Raw genomic sequence first — 20,022 nt, 5'->3', positions numbered from 1 at the left:
AATGGCGCAGCTTCGTATAGAAGATGTAAAACAACTAAATGCACTTGCATTAGCTTACATGGGAGATGCTGTTCTCGAACAAAAGGTTCGGGAGCATCTTCTTTTAAGTGGACGAGCTAAGCCCAATCGATTACATAAAGAGGCAACGAATTATGTATCTGCGAAGGCTCAATCTATGATTGTACATCGTTTAATGGATGAAAATTACTTAACTGAAGAAGAGGTTGCTGTTTTTAAAAGAGGTCGCAACGCAAAATCAGGATCTGTCCCAAAAAATACGGATGTTCAAACCTATCGTAATAGTTCAGGATTTGAAGCTGTTTTGGGAAGTCTATATTTAACAAAGCAATACGAAAGAGTTTATGAAATAATCGATTATGCGATAATAATTGTTGAGCAATCAAAGGGGGCATCATAAATGACTGAACATAATAATGAAATGATTGCTGGAAAGAACCCTGTACTAGAAGCACTACGTTCAGGAAGAGAAATCAATAAGCTTTGGATAGCAGAAGGCGTCAAGAAGACAGGCATTAACGAAGTATTAGATTTAGCTCGTGAGCGTGGCGTACTTGTACAATTTGTTCCAAAGAAAAAGGTAGACCAATTATCAAGTGAAAATCACCAAGGAATTGTAGCTTCTGTTGCAGCTTATAACTATGCGGAGTTAGAGGATTTATTTAAAGCTGCGAAGGCAAAAAATGAAGACCCATTCTTCCTTATACTTGATGAGCTCGAGGATCCTCATAATCTAGGTTCAATTATGCGTACTGCCGATGCAATTGGTGTTCATGGCATCATAATTCCAAAAAGACGCGCGGTAGGTTTAACTGCTGTTGTAGCGAAGGCTTCTACAGGAGCGATTGAACATGTACCTGTCGTACGTGTCACGAACCTTGCGCAAACAGTGGATGAGCTAAAAGAAAATGGCGTTTGGATAGCGGGAACGGATGCTTTGGGTTCTGCGGATTATCGTAAGATGGATGCGACTTTACCTTTAGCAGTGATAATTGGAAGTGAAGGCCGTGGAATGAGTAGATTGTTGAAAGATAAATGTGATTTTTTATATCACCTACCAATGGTCGGTCATGTGAATTCGTTGAATGCTTCAGTAGCTGCAGCCCTTTTAATGTATGAGGTATACCGTAAGCGTCAAGAAAAGAATGGATAAGTTGTATCATGCAAACGATTTTAATTGTCGACGGCTACAATATGATTGGGGCATGGAAGGAATTACGACCTCTTCGTGATACAAATTTTGAAGAAGCACGCAATCGCTTGCTTGAACTCATGGCTGAATATAAAGCAGCCATGGGGGGGCGATTGATTGTTGTGTTTGATGCCCACTTAGTTCCTGGAGTACAACAAACCTATGTACAAAAAGCGGTTGAAATCATTTATACAAGAAAAAATGAAACAGCAGATGAACGGATTGAGAAGCTAACGAATGAATTAAAGGGACGCAAAATACAAATCTATGTAGCTACCTCCGATATGACAGAACAAAATGTAATCTTCGGAAATGGGGCTCTTCGTAAATCGGCAAGAGAGCTAGAAATTGAAATGGAAATTATACAGTCGAATATCACGCAAAAAGTAAAGATAACCCATGATGAGCAGCCTAAATCTAGGATTCAATTATCTAAGGAAGTAGAACTAGCTTTTGAAAAATGGAGACGAGGTTTGAAATAACTAGGTTGACCTATATTTTCCAGTTCCGTTATACTATTCCTAACACTATACGATCGTTATGGGGTGATGCCGATGCTAAAAGAAAGTCAAACACAAGTATTGCAACGATTTGAAGACCTTTCAGATGAACAACTTATTGAAGAAGTACATCACGGAAATACAGAAGCTTTAGATTATTTAATTACGAAGTATCGACTGTTCGTCAAAGCGAAGGCGCGCTCCTATTTTTTAATTGGAGCAGATAAGGAAGACATCATTCAAGAAGGAATGATAGGTTTATATAAATCAATAAGAGATTTCAAAGGAGACAAGCTGTCCTCTTTTAGAGCGTTTGCGGAGCTTTGTATTACACGTCAAATCATTACAGCTATTAAAACAGCGACGCGTCAAAAGCATATTCCACTAAATTCCTATGTATCTCTTGATAAACCAATCTATGATGAAGAATCCGATCGGACATTAATGGATGTGATCACCAGCACAGAGTCTGATGATCCGGTGCATTTAATGATTAATCGTGAAGAGTATTCTCATCTTGAAGAAAAAATTGGCGAAATATTAAGTGAACTTGAGCAACAGGTGTTAGCTTTATACCTAGATGGACAATCCTATAACGAGATATCAGAAGGATTGAATCGTCACGTTAAGTCAATCGATAATGCTCTCCAACGTGTAAAGCGTAAGTTAGAGCGTCACCTGGAAATAGGTGACGTTTAAGTGGGGCAACACATTGCTCTTATTGACAGTAATAGGTTTAGGTGTTAGTCTTTAAAAGACAAAATGCAAAAAAAATAGGTGAATTTTCAGAATGCATAAGAAAATCGTTTTATGTTGTGAAAAATGTGGTTCCAGAAATTATTCAGTTCCTGAAAGAGCAAGTGCAAATGAGCGTCTAGAATTGAAAAAGTTTTGCTCACATTGTAATGAACATACGGTGCATAAACAAACTCGATAATTTTACTTTCATTCAGAAGTGGTCTCACAATAGTTTAAATGGTCCAATGAATACGAATCGTTCTATGACTCTACACGTATTCAAGCAACTGATTGAAGTTAAAGTCTATTTTGCGGATGCCTGTGCCAAGTTTATCAAATGTATTTCTTGAGTTCTCGGCGAACAGACACGCCTACGCATTTGATTTAGTAAATTAGATTGAAACATAGAATAGATGATTTGTTCGGAGGTTAAGCTAGAATGGGCAAGATTAAACAGTTTCTATCAGATGTAACATCTGAAATGAGAAAGACAAGCTGGCCAAAAAGTAAAGAGCTTACAAAATATACAGTTGTCGTAGTTTCAACGGTAATTGTTATGGCTATCTTTTTTGTGTTAGTAGACTTAGGTGTTTCAGAACTATTCCGCTGGTATATAGATCTATAAAAAGCATTGTTAATATTTTGAAAATGGCCCGTCTTTAAATGTTAACGGGTTTTTTTCATTTGTTTCGTTAATTGTATTATTAAGGTCCATGTGATGAGTGAAGGAGGGACGGACATATAGTCCGGCAACGTTATGGAAAAAAGATGGTATGTAGTTCATACTTATTCAGGCTATGAAAATCGCGTAAAAGCGAATCTTGAAAAACGTGTTGAAACAATGGGGATGCAAGATAATATTTTCCGTGTAATTGTTCCAGAACACGAAGAAACAGATTTAAAGGATGGGAAAAAACGTACAGTAATGCGTAAAGTTTTCCCGGGTTACGTATTAGTAGAACAGATTTTAACAGACGAATCATGGTATGTAGTACGTAATACACCAGGTGTTACAGGATTTATCGGTTCATCAGGCGGCGGTGCAAAACCAACTCCGTTATTACCTGAAGAAGTAGAACGTTTACTACAACAAATGGGTATGACGAAATCAACAGTTGGCGAATTAGATATAACTGTTGGAGAAGTAGTAGAGGTATTAGAAGGACCGTTTGCTCATTTCCAAGGTAAAATCGAAGAAATTGATGCAGACAAAGGGAAAGTTAAAGTTATTGTTGATATGTTCGGTCGCGAAACAAAGATGGAACTTGACTTCGAACAAATTCAAAAATTATAGTTCTTCAACAACGACGATATTTTTGAAATAAGATTTTACTTGCTAATATAATTTAAAAGTGATATCATTTCATAGGTCAGACTGTCGTAGCACAGTTTGTCTAAAAAGAAAATTAATCTTTTAATGTTATCGGCAAATAGCTGACAGACAGATATTGAGTGGGAGGGGCAACCCAGTTACCACATCACGGACTTAAGGAGGTGTGTCTCGTGGCTAAAAAAGTTATTAAAATTGTAAAACTTCAAATCCCTGCTGGTAAAGCTAATCCAGCTCCACCGGTTGGTCCTGCATTAGGTCAAGCAGGTGTTAATATCATGGGATTCTGTAAGGAGTTCAACGCTCGTACTGCTGACCAAGCTGGTTTAATTATCCCAGTTGAAATCACAGTTTTCGAAGATCGTTCTTTCACTTTCATTACAAAAACTCCACCTGCAGCAGTGTTACTTAAAGTAGCAGCAGGTATCCAATCTGGATCAGGTGAACCAAACCGTAAAAAAGTTGCAACGGTTAAACGTGATAAAGTTCGCGAAATCGCTGAACAAAAAATGCCAGACCTAAACGCTGCTTCAGTTGAATCAGCAATGGCGATGGTTGAAGGTACAGCACGCAGCATGGGTATTGTTATCGAAGACTAATTCGTAACAAATATCTTGTTTACTTGATGATGAGAAGGCTTTTGTTTATTGGAGGTTGCGGTAAGTTCTTTGGGAACAAGCGCAACCTCTATTCGTGGGAGGAATATCCGCTATAACCACAATCAAGGAGGAAATTATAATGGTAAAAAAAGGTAAAAGACTGCAAGATGCAGCTAAATTAGTTGATCGTTCAACTTTATATACTGCTGAAGAAGCAATCGCTTTAGCAAAACAAACAAGCACAGTAAAATTCGACGCAACAGTTGAAGTTGCTTTCAGACTTGGAATCGATACTCGTAAAAACGACCAACAAATCCGTGGTGCAGTAGTACTACCAAACGGTACTGGTAAAACTCAACGTGTATTAGTATTCGCTAAAGGTGAAAAACTTAAAGAAGCTGAAGCTGCTGGTGCTGATTATGTAGGCGATGCAGAATTCATCACAAAAATCCAACAAGGTTGGTTTGACTTTGATGTAATCGTTGCAACTCCTGACATGATGGGTGAAGTTGGTAAACTTGGTCGTGTATTAGGACCTAAAGGTTTAATGCCAAACCCTAAAACTGGTACAGTTACTTTCGACGTAACTAAAGCTATCAACGAAATTAAAGCTGGTAAAGTAGAATACCGCGCTGACAAAGCTGGTATCATCCACGCTCCTATCGGTAAAGTTTCATTTGAAACTGAAAAATTAGTTGAAAACTTCTTAGCTGTATTTGACGTAGTTCAAAAAGCAAAACCTGCTGCAGCTAAAGGTACTTACATGAAATCTGTAAACGTTACTTCTACAATGGGACCATCAGTGAAAATTGATTCTACTAACGTAGTTGTTAAATAATATAAAATATTATTAAGTAATTTAATTATAAATAATATTGACAACTATCATCATTCTTGTTAAGATGAATGACGTTGTGAATATCCATTTGTACCGTAGACAGTAGGGGTGCTTAGCACTTAAAACAATCCCTACCGAGGACACAGAAATCAGATTCTTTTTTAGATGATGAATTTTCCGCCTCTAGTCTACTCTAATGTGACTAGAGGCTTTACTTTTGTCGGTATAAATGACCCATTCTAATAGGAGGTGTCAATCATGAGCAATGTAATTGAAACTAAAAAAGCAGTCGTACAAGAAATCGCTGAAAAATTCCAAGCAGCAGCATCAGTTGTTGTAGTGGATTACCGTGGTTTAACTGTTGGTCAAGTTACAGAACTTCGTAAACAACTTCGTGAAGCAGGTGTTGAGTTCAAAGTATACAAAAATACTTTAACTCGTCGTGCATCTGAAATCGCTGGTGTTGATGGAATTAACGAATTCTTAACTGGTCCAAACGCTGTTGCGTTCTCTAACGAAGACGTAGTAGCTCCAGCGAAAATCATCAATGATTTCGCTAAAAAGAACGAAGCGCTTGAAATCAAAGCAGGTATCATCGAAGGTAACGTTTCTTCAGCTGATGATGTGAAAGCTCTTGCTGAACTTCCATCACGCGAAGGTTTACTATCTATGCTTTTATCTGTACTTCAAGCTCCAGTGCGCAACTTCGCACTTGCAACAAAAGCTGTTGCAGAACAAAAAGAAGAGCAAGGCGCTTAATAGTAGCCTAAACTTCAAAACAACAAACTTAAGGCAAATTGCCTAAAAAAATACAACATCCATATAGGAGGAAAATAAAATGAACAAAGATCAAATCTTAGAAGCTATCAAAGCTATGACAGTTCTTGAGTTAAACGACTTAGTAAAAGCAATCGAAGAAGAATTCGGTGTAACAGCTGCTGCTCCTGTAGCAGTAGTAGGTGGCGGTGCAGCTGCAGTTGAAGAAAAAACTGAGTTTGACGTAGTACTAGCTTCTGCTGGTGACCAAAAAATTAAAGTAATCAAAGTGGTACGTGAAATCACTGGTCTTGGCTTAAAAGAAGCTAAAGAAGTAGTAGATAACGCTCCTAAAGCATTAAAAGAAGGCGTTTCTAAAGAAGAAGCAGAAGAAATGAAAGCTAAACTTGAAGAAGTTGGCGCTTCAATCGAAGTTAAATAATTTCTGACTTACCTTATTTTCAATAAATAAAGAAAGCTCGTCTTTTTGACGGGCTTTCTTCATTTTCTTTGGCGGATAGGATGGTTTGAAATTATGGATATCCCGTAAAGATGCGCCATTGATTTGTCGTGTTACGGCGACAAACCTTGTTTTTTTAAAGGAGGGCACGTTAGATGTCTGAACACTATTATTCAAATAAGCCTCAAACTGAAAGTAAACCACGCCAATGGAAATTTACGTTACTCGGAAATTCGTTTTTATTTGAAACGGACTCTGGAGTATTTAGTAAAAGCGAAGTAGATTTTGGATCCCGTGTTTTAATTGAAGCTTTCCAAAATCCTGAAATAGAAGGTACGATATTGGATGTCGGTTGTGGTTATGGCCCAATTGGACTGTCGATTGCAAAGCAAAATCCAGAGCGTACTGTTTATATGATGGATATTAACGAAAGAGCGGTTGCGCTATCGAAGAAAAATGCGCAATTAAACGGAATTCAAAATGTACGAATTTTTGAAAGTGATGGCCTAGCTTCTGTAGAAGAAGGATTACAGGTAGCCGCAATTTTAACTAACCCACCGATTCGTGCAGGGAAAGAAACTGTATTTAAAATCTATGACGGTGCTTTTGAAAAGTTATCGATTGGTGGAGAATTGTGGATTGTAATTCAGAAGAAACAAGGGGCGCCATCAACGATGAATCATTTAGAAGAAAAGTTTGCAGAGGTTGAAGTAGTCGAGAAGAAGAAGGGTTATTGGATTATACGAGCTAAAAAGTAGTTTTTTGTTTCCAGTTTCGCTATAAATAGTATATGGAAATAAAAGCTCCCAAGTGTATAAAATATTGACTTGACAAAATGGCTATGATAACATAATAAAATGCAAAATTATTATTTTGTGGGAGTTTGCCCTTTTGTATGCAATGCATTTTATATGGGTATACTTACCACGGATAAGTTTAGTTTAACCGAAAATGACTCTTGAGAAAAGACTCGTTTTCTTTTTGTCTTTGGAAATCATACACCATTTACATGGTTTTGCAAAGACCTATTATCGCTTTAATGAGGGGTGAATGAGTTGACAGGTCAACTAGTTCAGTACGGACAACACCGCCAGCGTAGAAGCTTTGCGCGTATTAAAGAGGTGCTGGAGCTTCCGAATTTAATTGAGATTCAAACAGCATCTTACGAGTGGTTCCTTGAAGAAGGGTTGCGTGAGATGTTCCGCGACATTTCTCCAATCGAAGATTTTACAGGTAATCTTTCACTTGAATTCATCGATTACAGTTTAGGTGAACCTAAATATGATGTGGATGAATGTAAAGAGCGTGATGTAACTTATGCAGCACCATTGCGTGTAAAGGTACGTCTCCACAACAAAGAAACAGATGAAGTGAAAGAGCAAGATGTTTTCATGGGGGATTTCCCTTTGATGACAGAAACAGGCACATTTGTTATTAACGGTGCCGAACGTGTAATTGTTTCACAATTAGTTCGTTCTCCAAGCGTTTACTTCCATGATAAAACTGATAAGAACGGTAAAAAAGGCTTTGGTGCTACTGTAATTCCGAACCGTGGTGCTTGGTTAGAGTACGAAACAGATGCGAAAGATGTAGTTTACGTACGAATTGATCGTACTCGTAAATTACCTGTTACAGTATTATTACGTGCGTTAGGATTCGGTTCAGACCAAGAAATCATTGATATTCTTGGTGATAACGAATATCTAAGAAACACGCTTGAAAAAGATAATACTGATAGCACTGAAAAAGCGCTTTTAGAAATCTATGAGCGTCTTCGTCCTGGTGAACCACCAACGGTTGAAAGTGCAAAAAGCTTATTATATTCTCGTTTCTTCGATGCTAAACGCTATGATTTAGCAAACGTTGGACGCTATAAAATGAACAAAAAGCTTCACATTAAAAATCGTTTATTCAACCAAACGATTGCCGAAACTCTTGTAGATCCAGAAACAGGAGAAATTTTAGTAGAAGCGGGTACAACATTAGACCGTCGTAATTTGGATCGTATTATTCCTTATTTAGAAAACGGTATCGGCTTCCGTACATTATCACAAGTTGGTGGTGTATTAGAGGAAGATGTAACTATCCAATCTATTAAAATTTTCGCACCAAATGATGAAGCGCAAAAAGAAATCAACATTATTTCTAACGCTTATATTGAAGAAGAAGTGAAGAACATTACGCCTGCTGACGTAATTGCTTCAATGTCATATTTCTTCAACCTATTATATGGCGTAGGAAATACAGATGATATCGACCATTTAGGTAACCGTCGCTTACGTTCAGTAGGTGAGCTGTTACAAAACCAATTCCGTATCGGTTTATCTCGTATGGAACGTGTTGTACGTGAACGTATGTCTATTAACGACACAGCGTCTATCGTACCTCAACAATTAATCAATATTCGTCCTGTTATTGCTTCAATTAAAGAGTTCTTTGGTAGCTCACAATTATCGCAATTCATGGACCAAACAAACCCGTTAGCAGAGTTAACACACAAACGTCGTCTTTCTGCATTAGGGCCTGGTGGTTTAACTCGTGAACGTGCTGGTATGGAAGTACGTGACGTTCACTACTCTCACTATGGTCGTATGTGTCCAATCGAGACACCAGAGGGTCCAAACATTGGGTTAATTAACTCACTATCTTCATTTGCAAAAGTGAACAAATTCGGTTTCATTGAAACACCATATCGTCGTGTGGATCCTGAAACAAGTCGAGTAACTGAACATATCGATTACTTAACTGCTGATGAAGAAGATAACTACATCGTTGCACAGGCCAATTCACCATTAAATGATGATGGTTCATTTACAAACGAAGAAGTTTTAGGTCGTTTCCGTGGGGATAACACAGTCTTCAAAAGAGATCGTGTTGACTACATGGACGTATCTCCAAAACAAGTAGTTTCTGCTGCGACAGCTTGTATCCCGTTCTTAGAAAATGATGACTCAAACCGTGCATTAATGGGCGCGAACATGCAACGTCAAGCGGTTCCTTTATTAAACCCAGAATCACCATTTGTTGGAACTGGTATGGAACACGTAGATGCTCGTGACTCAGGTGCTGCTGTAGTTAACAAATTCCACGGAATTGTTGAACATGTAGAAGCTCGTTCAATTCATGTTCGTCGTATCGAAGAAATTGATGGGAAAGAAGTTAAAGGTGAATTAACGAAATATAAACTTCAAAAATTCACTCGTTCTAACCATGGTACTTCAATTAACCAACGTCCAATCGTTACAGTTGGCGATCGTGTTAAACCAAAAGATATTTTAGCTGATGGTCCTTCTATGGAACTTGGTGAACTTGCTCTTGGTCGTAACGTATTAGTTGCCTTCATGACTTGGGAAGGTTTTAACTATGAAGATGCTGTTATTATGAACGAACGTCTTGTGAAAGATGATGTTTATACTTCTGTTCATATTGAAGAATATGAGTCAGAGTCTCGTGATACAAAACTAGGACCTGAAGAAATCACTCGCGATATTCCTAATGTTGGTGAAGATGCTCTTCGTAACCTAGATGATCGTGGAATTATCCGTATTGGTGCGGAAGTTCGCGATGGTGACATTTTAGTAGGTAAAGTAACACCTAAGGGAGTAACAGAGTTAACGGCTGAAGAACGTTTACTACATGCTATCTTTGGTGAGAAAGCTCGTGAAGTTCGTGATACATCTCTACGCGTACCTCATGGAGCAGGCGGTATTATACTAGATGTTAAAGTCTTCAATCGTGAAGATGGTGATGAATTACCACCGGGTGTTAACCAATTAGTTCGTGCTTATATTGTTCAAAAACGTAAAATTCGCGTTGGGGACAAAATGGCCGGACGTCACGGTAACAAAGGGGTAATCTCACGTATCTTACCTGAAGAGGATATGCCGTTTATGCCAGACGGAACACCTGTTGATATCATGTTAAACCCACTTGGGGTACCATCTCGTATGAACATCGGACAAGTATTAGAGCTTCACTTAGGTATGGCTGCTCGTTACTTAGGTCTTCATATGGCTTCACCAGTATTTGATGGTGCTAACGAACAAGATGTATGGGAAACAATGGAAGAAGCAGGTATGAACCGTGATGGTAAGACAATTCTTTATGATGGTCGCTCAGGTGAACCATTAGACAACCGTGTATCTGTTGGTATCATGTACATGATCAAACTAGCTCACATGGTTGATGACAAACTTCACGCTCGTTCAACAGGTCCTTACTCACTCGTTACACAACAACCACTTGGTGGTAAGGCGCAATTTGGTGGACAACGTTTTGGTGAGATGGAGGTATGGGCACTTGAAGCATATGGTGCTGCTTATACTCTTCAAGAAATCTTGACAATTAAATCAGATGACGTTGTTGGACGTGTGAAAACTTATGAAGCAATTGTTAAAGGTGAAAGTGTTCCAGAACCAGGAGTTCCAGAGTCTTTCAAAGTATTAATAAAAGAGCTTCAATCACTGGGATTAGATGTTAAAATGCTTACAATCAATGACGAAGAAGTTGAACTTCGCGACTTAGATGACGAAGATGAGCTTCAACCAACTGATGCGTTAAATATTTTACCAGCTAGTGAAAAAGAAGATGCTGTTGAGTCTGTAGAATAGTCTAAAAGTATCGGGCAGGAGGAAGCACATTCTGCCTGCCCGGTTTTTAATTTTATATAAATGAATTAATTGTTGAGCTTCGGAATCGGAAAGTCGTTAGAGGACTTATACTAAAGGGAGGTAGGCTCCTTGATAGACGTTAATGAATTTGAATATATGAAAATTGGTTTAGCTTCACCAGACAAGATTCGTTCTTGGTCTTATGGAGAAGTAAAAAAACCAGAAACAATTAACTACCGTACGTTAAAACCAGAAAAAGATGGTCTGTTCTGTGAACGCATTTTCGGACCTACAAAAGACTGGGAATGTCACTGTGGTAAATACAAACGTGTACGCTATAAAGGCGTAGTTTGTGACCGTTGTGGTGTTGAAGTAACTCGTGCAAAAGTTCGTCGTGAACGTATGGGTCATATTGAGCTTGCAGCGCCTGTATCACATATCTGGTACTTCAAAGGTATTCCAAGCCGTATGGGACTTATCCTTGATATGTCACCTCGTGCATTAGAAGAAGTAATCTACTTTGCTTCATATGTTGTAATCGAAGCAGGCGATACTAGCTTAGATAAAAAGCAACTTTTATCTGAAAAAGAATATCGTGCATACCGTGAAAAATTCGGTGCTACTTTCGAAGCGGCAATGGGTGCAGAGGCAATCAAAAAACTTTTAGAATCAATTGATCTAGAAGATGAAACAAACACTTTAAAAGAAGAGTTAAAATCGGCTCAAGGGCAACGTCGTACTCGTGCGATTAAACGCCTTGAAGTAATCGAGTCATTCCGTAACTCTGGCAATAAGCCAGAATGGATGATTTTAGAAGTACTTCCTGTAATACCACCAGAGCTTCGTCCAATGGTGCAATTAGATGGTGGTCGTTTTGCAACTTCTGACTTAAACGATTTATATCGTCGTGTTATTAACCGTAACAACCGTTTAAAACGTTTATTAGACCTTGGTGCACCAAGCATCATCGTACAAAACGAAAAACGTATGCTACAAGAAGCGGTTGATGCATTGATCGATAACGGTCGTCGTGGTCGTCCTGTAACAGGTCCGGGTAACCGTCCTTTAAAATCCCTTTCACATATGCTAAAAGGGAAACAAGGTCGTTTCCGTCAAAACTTACTTGGTAAACGTGTAGACTATTCTGGTCGTTCGGTTATCGTAGTAGGTCCAAACTTAAAAATGTACCAATGTGGTCTTCCAAAAGAAATGGCTATCGAGTTATTCAAACCTTTCGTAATGAAAGAGCTTGTTGAACGAGGTCTTGCCCATAACATTAAGAGTGCAAAACGTAAAATTGAGCGTATGCACAATGAAGTTTGGGATGTTTTAGAAGATGTTATCCGTGAGCATCCAGTGTTACTTAACCGTGCACCAACGCTTCACAGACTTGGTATTCAGGCATTTGAGCCTACATTAGTAGAAGGTCGTGCAATTCGTCTTCACCCATTAGTATGTACAGCTTATAATGCTGACTTCGATGGTGACCAAATGGCGGTTCACGTTCCATTATCAGCGGAAGCACAAGCAGAAGCTCGTTTACTTATGTTAGCTGCTCAAAATATCTTAAACCCTAAAGATGGTAAACCAGTTGTTACTCCATCTCAGGATATGGTATTAGGTAACTATTACTTAACTCTTGAGCGTGAAGGAGCACGTGGTGAAGGTTCTATCTTCTATGGTCCAGATGAAGTGTTAATTGCATACCAAACAGGTAATGTACACTTACACACACGTATTGCGATTAAAGCAAGTTCATTAAACAACCAAACATTCACAGAAGAGCAAAATAAGCAATATCTGTTAACAACGGTTGGTAAGGTAATATTCAACGAAATTCTTCCTGAATCATTCCCATACATTAATGAGCCGACATCTGAGAACTTAGAACAAGAAACACCTCAACAATACTTCGCATCTTTAACGATTGATGAAGATACTTTACAACAACTTAAAACATCTGACGGCTACAATGAGCTATCAGAAGGTGAAAAAGTTGAAGCTGAACGTCGAGCTGTGTTAGTAAAACACTTTGCTTCAGTTAAAACAATTAGTCCATTCCGTAAGAAATTCTTAGGTAATATCATTGCTGAAGTATTTAAACGATTCCATATTACAGAAACGTCTAAAATGCTTGACCGTATGAAAGACCTAGGATTTAAATATTCAACTAAAGCAGGTATTACAGTTGCGATCTCAGATATCGTAGTATTACCAGAAAAAGTTGGAATTCTAGAAGAAGCACAGAAAAAAGTAGATAAAGTAATGGTTCAATTCCGTCGTGGTTTAATTACGGAAGAAGAACGTTATGACCGTGTAATTTCAAGCTGGTCTGCAGCCAAAGATGACATTCAGTCTAAACTGATGGACTCTTTACCAGATACAAACCCGATCTTCATGATGAGTGACTCTGGTGCCCGTGGTAACGCATCTAACTTTACGCAGCTAGCAGGTATGCGTGGATTAATGGCCAACCCGGCTGGTCGTATTATCGAACTTCCAATCAAATCTTCATTCCGTGAAGGTTTAACAGTATTGGAATACTTCATCTCTACTCACGGTGCTCGTAAAGGTCTAGCCGATACAGCATTAAAAACTGCCGATTCAGGTTACTTAACTCGTCGTTTAGTTGACGTAGCACAAGATGTTATCGTACGTGAAGACGATTGTGGAACTGATCGTGGTTTAACTATCGGTGCGTTAATGGAAGGTACTGAAGTTATCGAAATGTTAGATGAGCGTATTATCGGTCGTCATACAAAGAAAACAATTTACCACCCAGAAACTGGTGCTGTCATTTTATCTCGTGACGAATTAATTACTCAAGATATCGCTCGTGTTATTGAAGATGTGGGTATAACTGAGGTAACAATCCGTTCAGCATTCACATGTAATACTAAACATGGGGTATGTAAAAAATGTTACGGTATCAACCTAGCAACAGGTGAAGAGGTTGAAGTTGGTGAAGCAGTAGGTATCATTGCTGCTCAATCTATCGGTGAGCCTGGTACGCAGTTAACGATGCGTACATTCCATACTGGTGGGGTAGCTGGTAACGATATTACACAAGGTCTTCCACGTATCCAAGAGATCTTTGAGTCACGTAACCCTAAAGGGCAAGCGGTAATCTCTGAAATCTCGGGTAAAGTTTCTGAAATCGAAGAAATCCGTGAAGGCTTGAAAGAAATTACAATCCAAGGTGAAATCGAAACTCGTAAGTACCAAGCGCCATATAATGCGCGTTTAAAAGTACAACTAGAAGATGAAATCATTCCTGGACAAATTCTAACAGAAGGTTCAATTGATCCTAAACAATTATTAAAAGTTAAGGACGTTGCCACTGTACAAGAATACTTATTAAAAGAAGTACAAAAAGTATACCGTATGCAAGGGGTAGAAATTGGAGATAAACATATCGAGGTTATGGTACGCCAAATGCTTCGTAAAGTTCGTGTAATTGAAGCGGGAGATACTGAGTTATTACCTGGTTCATTACTAGATATTCACCAATTCGCTGAGGCAAACAAAGAAGTAATTCTAAGTGGTAAAGTACCGGCAACTTGTCGTCCTGTTATCCTTGGTATTACGAAAGCCTCTCTTGAAACGGAATCATTCTTATCTGCTGCATCATTCCAAGAAACAACTCGTGTGTTAACGGATGCTGCAATCAAAGGTAAGCGTGATGAGCTTCTAGGTCTGAAGGAAAATGTTATTATCGGTAAGCTAGTTCCGGCTGGTACTGGTATGCAACGCTACCGTCAAATTCGCATGGAAAAAACAGACGAACTAGAAGAAGTTGCTACAGTAGAATAATTATTCAAGTTATTTGAATGAAAATAGAGAAATTCCTTGGGAGATTATGCATCTCCCAAGAGAATTTCAATAAAATATTTGACAGTTTAAATTGATAGTGTTAATATACTTAAGGTTGATAGTTAACTGTCTGTACTTTGGAGGATATGAAAATGTCTTATGAAAGAGTAAAGCAGGCTAGTAAAACAATCATAGGTACAAAGCAAGCAGTGAAAGCAATCCGGGCTGGTCAAGTTACAGAACTCTTTGTTGCACTCGATGCAGACAATTGGGTAACCGATCCAGTGGTTATTCTTGCAAAAGAAGTCGGCGTACCAGTAAGTCTCGTTGAGTCTAAAAAAGAACTTGGCAAAGCTTGTGGTATTCACGTTGGAGCTGCGGTTGTTGCAATCGCTGCAAGTTAGTTTTTGTGTATAGAACACAAAGACTTTGTTTTTACCCTAAAAATGAACCACCTGGATGTGTGGTATTAAAAAGGAATATATGAAGGGAGGAAAAACCGATGCCTACAATTAACCAATTGGTACGTAAGCCTCGTAAATCCAAAACTACGAAATCAAATTCACCAGCGTTAAACAAGGGATATAACAGCTTTAAAAAATCTTTAACAGATGTTAACTCTCCACAAAAACGTGGTGTTTGTACTCGTGTTGGTACTATGACACCTAAAAAACCAAACTCAGCGTTACGTAAATACGCTCGTGTACGTTTAACTAACCAAATTGAAGTTACAGCTTACATTCCTGGTGAAGGTCATAACTTACAAGAACACAGCGTAGTATTAATCCGCGGTGGACGAGTAAAAGATTTACCAGGGGTACGTTATCATATCGTTCGTGGTGCTCTTGATACAGCTGGTGTAAACGGCCGTATGCAATCACGTTCTCTATACGGTACAAAACGTCCAAAAGAGAAAAAATAATTTAGTTTCCTGAAATAACACATAGTCCTTTGTAAATTGTACTTGAATTTGAATTCATATGAATCGTGCGCACGGTTCGAAATCTAAGTATAAAATACAAATGGCAACTTGATTATATAAAAGAGACAATTTTTGAAAGGAGGAAAACACATGCCTCGTAAAGGTCCTGTTTCCAAACGTGACGTGTTACCAGATCCAATTTATAATTCGAAACTAGTAACTCGTTTAATCAACAAAATGATGATTGATGGTAAAAGAGGTACTTCTGAAAAGATTTTATACGGTGCGTTCGAATTAGTTAAAGAACGTTCTGGTAACGATCCAATCGAAGTATTCGAAGCTGCTCTAAACAACATTATGCCGGTTCTTGAAGTACGCGCTCGCCGTGTTGGTGGTTCTAACTACCAAGTACCAGTAGAAGTTCGTCCAGAACGTCGTGTTACTTTAGGTCTTCGTTATTTAGTTAACTATTCTCGTCTTCGTGGTGAAAAAACTATGGAAGAGCGTTTAGCTAACGAAATTCTTGATGCATCTAACAACACTGGTGCTTCAGTTAAAAAACGCGAAGATATGCACAAAATGGCAGAAGCCAATAAAGCATTCGCACACTATCGTTGGTAGTAATTTAGACTACGTGCTAGCTGCTGGCTAGTACGTAGATTTAAATATATATTCAAACAATAGTAACACCCAATATGGAAGGAGAAATTTCCTATGAAACGCGAATTCTCACTAGAGAATACACGTAATATTGGGATCATGGCTCACATTGATGCTGGTAAAACAACAACAACTGAGCGTATCCTTTATTACACTGGTAAGATTCACAAAATCGGTGAAACTCACGAAGGTGCTTCTCAAATGGACTGGATGGAGCAAGAGCAAGAACGTGGTATTACTATCACTTCTGCTGCGACAACAGCTGCATGGAATGGACACCGCGTTAACATTATCGATACACCAGGACACGTAGACTTCACTGTAGAAGTTGAACGTTCTTTACGTGTACTTGATGGTGCAGTAACAGTACTTGATGCTCAATCAGGTGTTGAGCCACAAACTGAAACTGTATGGCGTCAAGCTACAACTTATGGAGTTCCACGTATTGTATTCGTTAACAAAATGGATAAAATCGGTGCAGACTTCTTGTATTCTGTAGGAACTCTTAAAGATCGTCTACAAGCTAACGCTCACCCAATTCAATTACCAATCGGTGCTGAAGATGAGTTCGAAGCTATTATCGATCTAGTTGAAATGAAAGCTATCTTCTATGGTAACGACCTTGGTACTGATATCCAAGTGCGTGAAATTCCAGAAGAATTCAAAGCGCAAGCTGAAGAATACCGTGAAAAATTAGTAGAAGCAGTTGCAGAACTTGATGAAGAACTTATGGAGAAATACTTCGCTGGTGAAGAAATCACTCTTGAAGAGCTTAAAGCTGGTATCCGTAAAGCTACATTATCTGTACAATTCTACCCAGTTATTTGTGGTACTGCTTTCAAAAACAAAGGTGTTCAATTAATGCTTGATGCTGTAATTGACTATCTACCAGCTCCAACTGACGTAGAAGCAATTAAAGGTATCGATCCCGACACTGGTGATGAAATTGTACGTCATTCTGACGATTCAGAGCCATTCTCAGCATTAGCATTCAAAGTAATGACTGACCCTTATGTTGGTAAGTTAACATTCTTCCGTGTGTACTCTGGTGTATTAGAATCAGGATCATACGTACAAAACTCTACAAAAGGTAAACGTGAACGTGTAGGTCGTATTCTACAAATGCATGCTAACTCTCGTGAAGAGATTGCGAAAGTATACTCTGGAGATATCGCTGCTGCTGTAGGTCTTAAAGATACGACAACTGGTGACACTCTTTGTGAAGAGAAGAATCTTGTAATCCTTGAGTCTATGGAATTCCCAGAACCAGTTATCTCTTTATCTGTAGAACCAAAATCTAAAGCGGACCAAGATAAAATGGGTCAAGCTTTACAAAAACTTCAAGAAGAAGATCCAACTTTCCGTGCACATACAGACCAAGAAACTGGTCAAACAATCATCTCTGGTATGGGTGAGCTTCACCTTGATATCTTAGTTGACCGTATGAAACGTGAGTTCAAAGTAGAAGCTAACGTGGGTGCTCCACAAGTTTCTTACCGTGAAACTTTCCGTGGTTCAGCTCAAGTACAAGGTAAATTCACACGCCAATCTGGTGGTCGTGGACAATACGGAGACGTTTGGATTGAATTCTCTCCAAACGAAGAAGGTAAAGGCTTCGAATTCGAAAACGCTATCGTTGGTGGGGTAGTACCACGTGAATACATTCCAGCAGTTGAAGCAGGTCTTCGTGACTCTCTTGACCGCGGTGTAATTGCTGGTTATCCATTAATCGACATTAAAGCTAGATTATTCGATGGTTCTTACCATGATGTCGATTCAAATGAAATGGCATTCAAAATTGCAGCATCTATGGCTCTTAAAGCAGCGGCTTCTAAATGTAACCCAGTTCTTTTAGAACCTATTATGAAAGTAGAAGTTGTAATTCCTGAAGAATACCTTGGTGATATCATGGGTAACATTACTTCTCGTCGTGGACGTGTAGAAGGTATGGAAGCTCGCGGTAACGCTCAAGTTGTTCGTGCAATGGTTCCACTTGCTGAAATGTTTGGATATGCGACTACATTACGTTCTGCAACACAAGGACGTGGGGTATTCTCAATGGTATTCGATCACTATGAAGATGTACCAAAATCAATTTCAGAAGAAATCGTTAAAAAAAATAAAGGTGAATAATTGAAATTTCATCTTGTATCAAGTATAAATAATTTGTAAGCTATGATTGACTGGCTGAAAAGGGCCCTTCTCAGCCAGCAGTTATAACATAAAAAAAATAATAAACTCATATTTAGGAGGCTAACTCAAATGGCTAAAGAAAAATTTGACCGTTCGAAAACGCATGCTAACATTGGTACAATCGGACACGTTGACCATGGTAAAACTACATTAACTGCAGCAATCGCTACAGTTCTTTCAAAAAAAATGGGTGGAGAAGCTAAATCATACGCTGATATCGATAACGCTCCAGAAGAAAAAGAACGTGGTATCACAATCAACACTTCTCACGTAGAATATGAAACTGAAACTCGTCACTATGCACACGTTGACTGCCCAGGACATGCTGACTATGTTAAAAACATGATCACTGGTGCTGCTCAAATGGACGGCGGTATCTTAGTAGTATCTGCAGCTGATGGCCCAATGCCACAAACTCGTGAGCACATCTTATTATCACGCCAAGTAGGTGTACCTTACTTAGTAGTATTCTTAAACAAATGTGATATGGTTGATGACGAAGAATTACTAGAATTAGTTGAAATGGAAGTACGTGACTTATTATCTGAGTACGATTTCCCAGGCGACGATCTTCCAGTAATCAAAGGTTCTGCTCTTAAAGCTCTTGAGGGTGAAGAAGAATGGGAAGAAAAAATCGTTGAATTAATGAACGCTGTTGACGAGTACATCCCAACTCCAGAACGTCAAACTGACAAACCATTCATGATGCCAGTAGAGGACGTATTCTCTATCACTGGTCGTGGTACTGTTGCTACTGGTCGTGTAGACCGTGGACAAGTTAAAGTTGGTGACGTTATTGAAATCGTTGGTTTAACTGAAGAACCAAAATCAACTACTGTAACTGGTGTTGAAATGTTCCGTAAATTATTAGACTATGCTGAAGCTGGTGACAACATCGGTGCTCTACTTCGTGGGGTTGCTCGTGAAGATATCCAACGTGGACAAGTATTAGCTAAACCAGGTTCAATTACTCCACACACAACTTTTAAAGCAGAAGTTTACGTTTTATCAAAAGAAGAGGGTGGACGTCATACTCCATTCTTCTCTAACTACCGTCCTCAGTTCTACTTCCGTACAACTGATGTAACTGGTGTTATCAACTTACCAGAAGGCGTAGAAATGGTTATGCCTGGTGACAACATCGAAATGAACGTTGAGTTAATCTCTCCAATCGCTCTTGAAGAAGGTACTAAATTCTCTATCCGTGAGGGTGGACGTACTGTTGGAGCTGGAGTAGTAGCTTCAATCCAAAAATAATAAAGTTTATTACTAAACTTTCGACCAATTCGTGGGGACGCTCGCGAATTGGTCTTTTTTATTTTCACGGAAAATATGGCAGCTTTTTGCAATGGGATTGCTATGCCAACAAACCTCCCTGATTACAAACACATCA

Annotated in this window: 19 protein-coding genes and 1 other annotated feature; all 19 genes read left to right on the top strand. The window is 38.8% G+C overall.

Annotation, left to right across the window (positions count from 1 at the left end):
- Nucleotide 1 precedes the first annotated feature (1 nt).
- The 19 genes from LG296_RS18840 (at nt 2) to tuf (ending at nt 19,886) form a co-directional block, all read left to right on the top strand.
- Complete coding sequence (locus LG296_RS18840) at nt 2–418, top strand: Mini-ribonuclease 3 (protein ID WP_107932257.1); 417 nt, start codon at nt 2–4, stop codon at nt 416–418.
- Complete coding sequence (gene rlmB, locus LG296_RS18835; protein ID WP_107932259.1) at nt 419–1,171, top strand: 23S rRNA (guanosine(2251)-2'-O)-methyltransferase RlmB; 753 nt, start codon at nt 419–421, stop codon at nt 1,169–1,171. It begins immediately after the preceding gene.
- 8 nt (nt 1,172–1,179) lie between these two features.
- Complete coding sequence (locus LG296_RS18830; RefSeq protein ID WP_107932261.1) at nt 1,180–1,692, top strand: NYN domain-containing protein; 513 nt, start codon at nt 1,180–1,182, stop codon at nt 1,690–1,692.
- A gap of 72 nt (nt 1,693–1,764) precedes the next feature.
- Entirely contained in the window at nt 1,765–2,409 is a 645-nt protein-coding gene (sigH, locus tag LG296_RS18825; RefSeq protein WP_107932263.1) for an RNA polymerase sporulation sigma factor SigH, read from the top strand.
- Between the two features lie 91 nt (nt 2,410–2,500).
- Nucleotides 2,501–2,647: a 50S ribosomal protein L33 gene (rpmG, locus tag LG296_RS18820; RefSeq protein ID WP_107932265.1), complete on the top strand. Its 147-nt coding sequence runs from the start codon at nt 2,501–2,503 to the stop codon at nt 2,645–2,647.
- A 240-nt stretch (nt 2,648–2,887) separates the two neighbouring features.
- Nucleotides 2,888–3,073, top strand: a complete 186-nt coding sequence (gene secE, locus LG296_RS18815; RefSeq protein WP_107932267.1) for a preprotein translocase subunit SecE — start codon at nt 2,888–2,890, stop codon at nt 3,071–3,073.
- Nucleotides 3,074–3,205: 132 nt separating this feature from the next.
- Nucleotides 3,206–3,742: a transcription termination/antitermination protein NusG gene (gene nusG, locus LG296_RS18810; RefSeq protein ID WP_107932269.1), complete on the top strand. Its 537-nt coding sequence runs from the start codon at nt 3,206–3,208 to the stop codon at nt 3,740–3,742.
- 209 nt (nt 3,743–3,951) lie between these two features.
- A complete protein-coding gene (gene rplK / locus LG296_RS18805; protein WP_137730352.1) occupies nt 3,952–4,377 on the top strand; it encodes a 50S ribosomal protein L11 in 426 nt (141 codons plus the stop codon).
- A 139-nt stretch (nt 4,378–4,516) separates the two neighbouring features.
- The gene (gene rplA / locus LG296_RS18800; protein WP_107932273.1) at nt 4,517–5,215 is read left to right on the top strand and encodes a 50S ribosomal protein L1; all 699 of its coding nucleotides are present in this window, start codon (nt 4,517–4,519) and stop codon (nt 5,213–5,215) included.
- A gap of 75 nt (nt 5,216–5,290) precedes the next feature.
- Nucleotides 5,291–5,440: a sequence feature (ribosomal protein L10 leader region), on the top strand.
- A gap of 33 nt (nt 5,441–5,473) precedes the next feature.
- The gene (gene rplJ / locus LG296_RS18795; protein WP_107932275.1) at nt 5,474–5,974 is read left to right on the top strand and encodes a 50S ribosomal protein L10; all 501 of its coding nucleotides are present in this window, start codon (nt 5,474–5,476) and stop codon (nt 5,972–5,974) included.
- A gap of 79 nt (nt 5,975–6,053) precedes the next feature.
- Nucleotides 6,054–6,413 (top strand): 50S ribosomal protein L7/L12, encoded by a 360-nt coding sequence (gene rplL, locus LG296_RS18790; RefSeq protein ID WP_107932277.1) that lies wholly within the window; start codon nt 6,054–6,056, stop codon nt 6,411–6,413.
- A 173-nt stretch (nt 6,414–6,586) separates the two neighbouring features.
- The gene (locus LG296_RS18785; RefSeq protein ID WP_107932279.1) at nt 6,587–7,189 is read left to right on the top strand and encodes a class I SAM-dependent methyltransferase; all 603 of its coding nucleotides are present in this window, start codon (nt 6,587–6,589) and stop codon (nt 7,187–7,189) included.
- 288 nt (nt 7,190–7,477) lie between these two features.
- Nucleotides 7,478–11,041 (top strand): DNA-directed RNA polymerase subunit beta, encoded by a 3,564-nt coding sequence (gene rpoB / locus LG296_RS18780; RefSeq protein ID WP_181417959.1) that lies wholly within the window; start codon nt 7,478–7,480, stop codon nt 11,039–11,041.
- Between the two features lie 129 nt (nt 11,042–11,170).
- The gene (rpoC, locus tag LG296_RS18775; protein WP_107932283.1) at nt 11,171–14,854 is read left to right on the top strand and encodes a DNA-directed RNA polymerase subunit beta'; all 3,684 of its coding nucleotides are present in this window, start codon (nt 11,171–11,173) and stop codon (nt 14,852–14,854) included.
- 152 nt (nt 14,855–15,006) lie between these two features.
- Entirely contained in the window at nt 15,007–15,258 is a 252-nt protein-coding gene (locus LG296_RS18770; RefSeq protein ID WP_107932285.1) for a ribosomal L7Ae/L30e/S12e/Gadd45 family protein, read from the top strand.
- A 98-nt stretch (nt 15,259–15,356) separates the two neighbouring features.
- Nucleotides 15,357–15,776: a 30S ribosomal protein S12 gene (rpsL, locus tag LG296_RS18765; RefSeq protein WP_036200765.1), complete on the top strand. Its 420-nt coding sequence runs from the start codon at nt 15,357–15,359 to the stop codon at nt 15,774–15,776.
- A gap of 150 nt (nt 15,777–15,926) precedes the next feature.
- Nucleotides 15,927–16,397 (top strand): 30S ribosomal protein S7, encoded by a 471-nt coding sequence (gene rpsG, locus LG296_RS18760; protein WP_036200764.1) that lies wholly within the window; start codon nt 15,927–15,929, stop codon nt 16,395–16,397.
- A gap of 93 nt (nt 16,398–16,490) precedes the next feature.
- Nucleotides 16,491–18,569 (top strand): elongation factor G, encoded by a 2,079-nt coding sequence (gene fusA, locus LG296_RS18755; RefSeq protein WP_107932287.1) that lies wholly within the window; start codon nt 16,491–16,493, stop codon nt 18,567–18,569.
- Between the two features lie 129 nt (nt 18,570–18,698).
- Nucleotides 18,699–19,886: an elongation factor Tu gene (gene tuf / locus LG296_RS18750; RefSeq protein ID WP_107932289.1), complete on the top strand. Its 1,188-nt coding sequence runs from the start codon at nt 18,699–18,701 to the stop codon at nt 19,884–19,886.
- Nucleotides 19,887–20,022 lie beyond the last annotated feature (136 nt).

This window comes from Ureibacillus chungkukjangi (assembly GCF_044795995.1).
GTDB lineage: Bacteria > Bacillota > Bacilli > Bacillales_A > Planococcaceae > Ureibacillus > Ureibacillus chungkukjangi.
This window is presented reverse-complemented; position numbering and strand designations above follow the sequence as displayed.

Coding starts and splice junctions, on each gene's coding strand:
- LG296_RS18840 (WP_107932257.1), top strand. CDS start 2: ATGGCGCAGCTTCGTATAGAAGATGTAAAACAACTAAATGCACTTGCA.
- rlmB (WP_107932259.1), top strand. CDS start 419: ATGACTGAACATAATAATGAAATGATTGCTGGAAAGAACCCTGTACTA.
- LG296_RS18830 (WP_107932261.1), top strand. CDS start 1,180: ATGCAAACGATTTTAATTGTCGACGGCTACAATATGATTGGGGCATGG.
- sigH (WP_107932263.1), top strand. CDS start 1,765: ATGCTAAAAGAAAGTCAAACACAAGTATTGCAACGATTTGAAGACCTT.
- rpmG (WP_107932265.1), top strand. CDS start 2,501: ATGCATAAGAAAATCGTTTTATGTTGTGAAAAATGTGGTTCCAGAAAT.
- secE (WP_107932267.1), top strand. CDS start 2,888: ATGGGCAAGATTAAACAGTTTCTATCAGATGTAACATCTGAAATGAGA.
- nusG (WP_107932269.1), top strand. CDS start 3,206: ATGGAAAAAAGATGGTATGTAGTTCATACTTATTCAGGCTATGAAAAT.
- rplA (WP_107932273.1), top strand. CDS start 4,517: ATGGTAAAAAAAGGTAAAAGACTGCAAGATGCAGCTAAATTAGTTGAT.
- rplJ (WP_107932275.1), top strand. CDS start 5,474: ATGAGCAATGTAATTGAAACTAAAAAAGCAGTCGTACAAGAAATCGCT.
- rplL (WP_107932277.1), top strand. CDS start 6,054: ATGAACAAAGATCAAATCTTAGAAGCTATCAAAGCTATGACAGTTCTT.
- LG296_RS18785 (WP_107932279.1), top strand. CDS start 6,587: ATGTCTGAACACTATTATTCAAATAAGCCTCAAACTGAAAGTAAACCA.
- LG296_RS18770 (WP_107932285.1), top strand. CDS start 15,007: ATGTCTTATGAAAGAGTAAAGCAGGCTAGTAAAACAATCATAGGTACA.
- rpsL (WP_036200765.1), top strand. CDS start 15,357: ATGCCTACAATTAACCAATTGGTACGTAAGCCTCGTAAATCCAAAACT.
- rpsG (WP_036200764.1), top strand. CDS start 15,927: ATGCCTCGTAAAGGTCCTGTTTCCAAACGTGACGTGTTACCAGATCCA.
- fusA (WP_107932287.1), top strand. CDS start 16,491: ATGAAACGCGAATTCTCACTAGAGAATACACGTAATATTGGGATCATG.
- tuf (WP_107932289.1), top strand. CDS start 18,699: ATGGCTAAAGAAAAATTTGACCGTTCGAAAACGCATGCTAACATTGGT.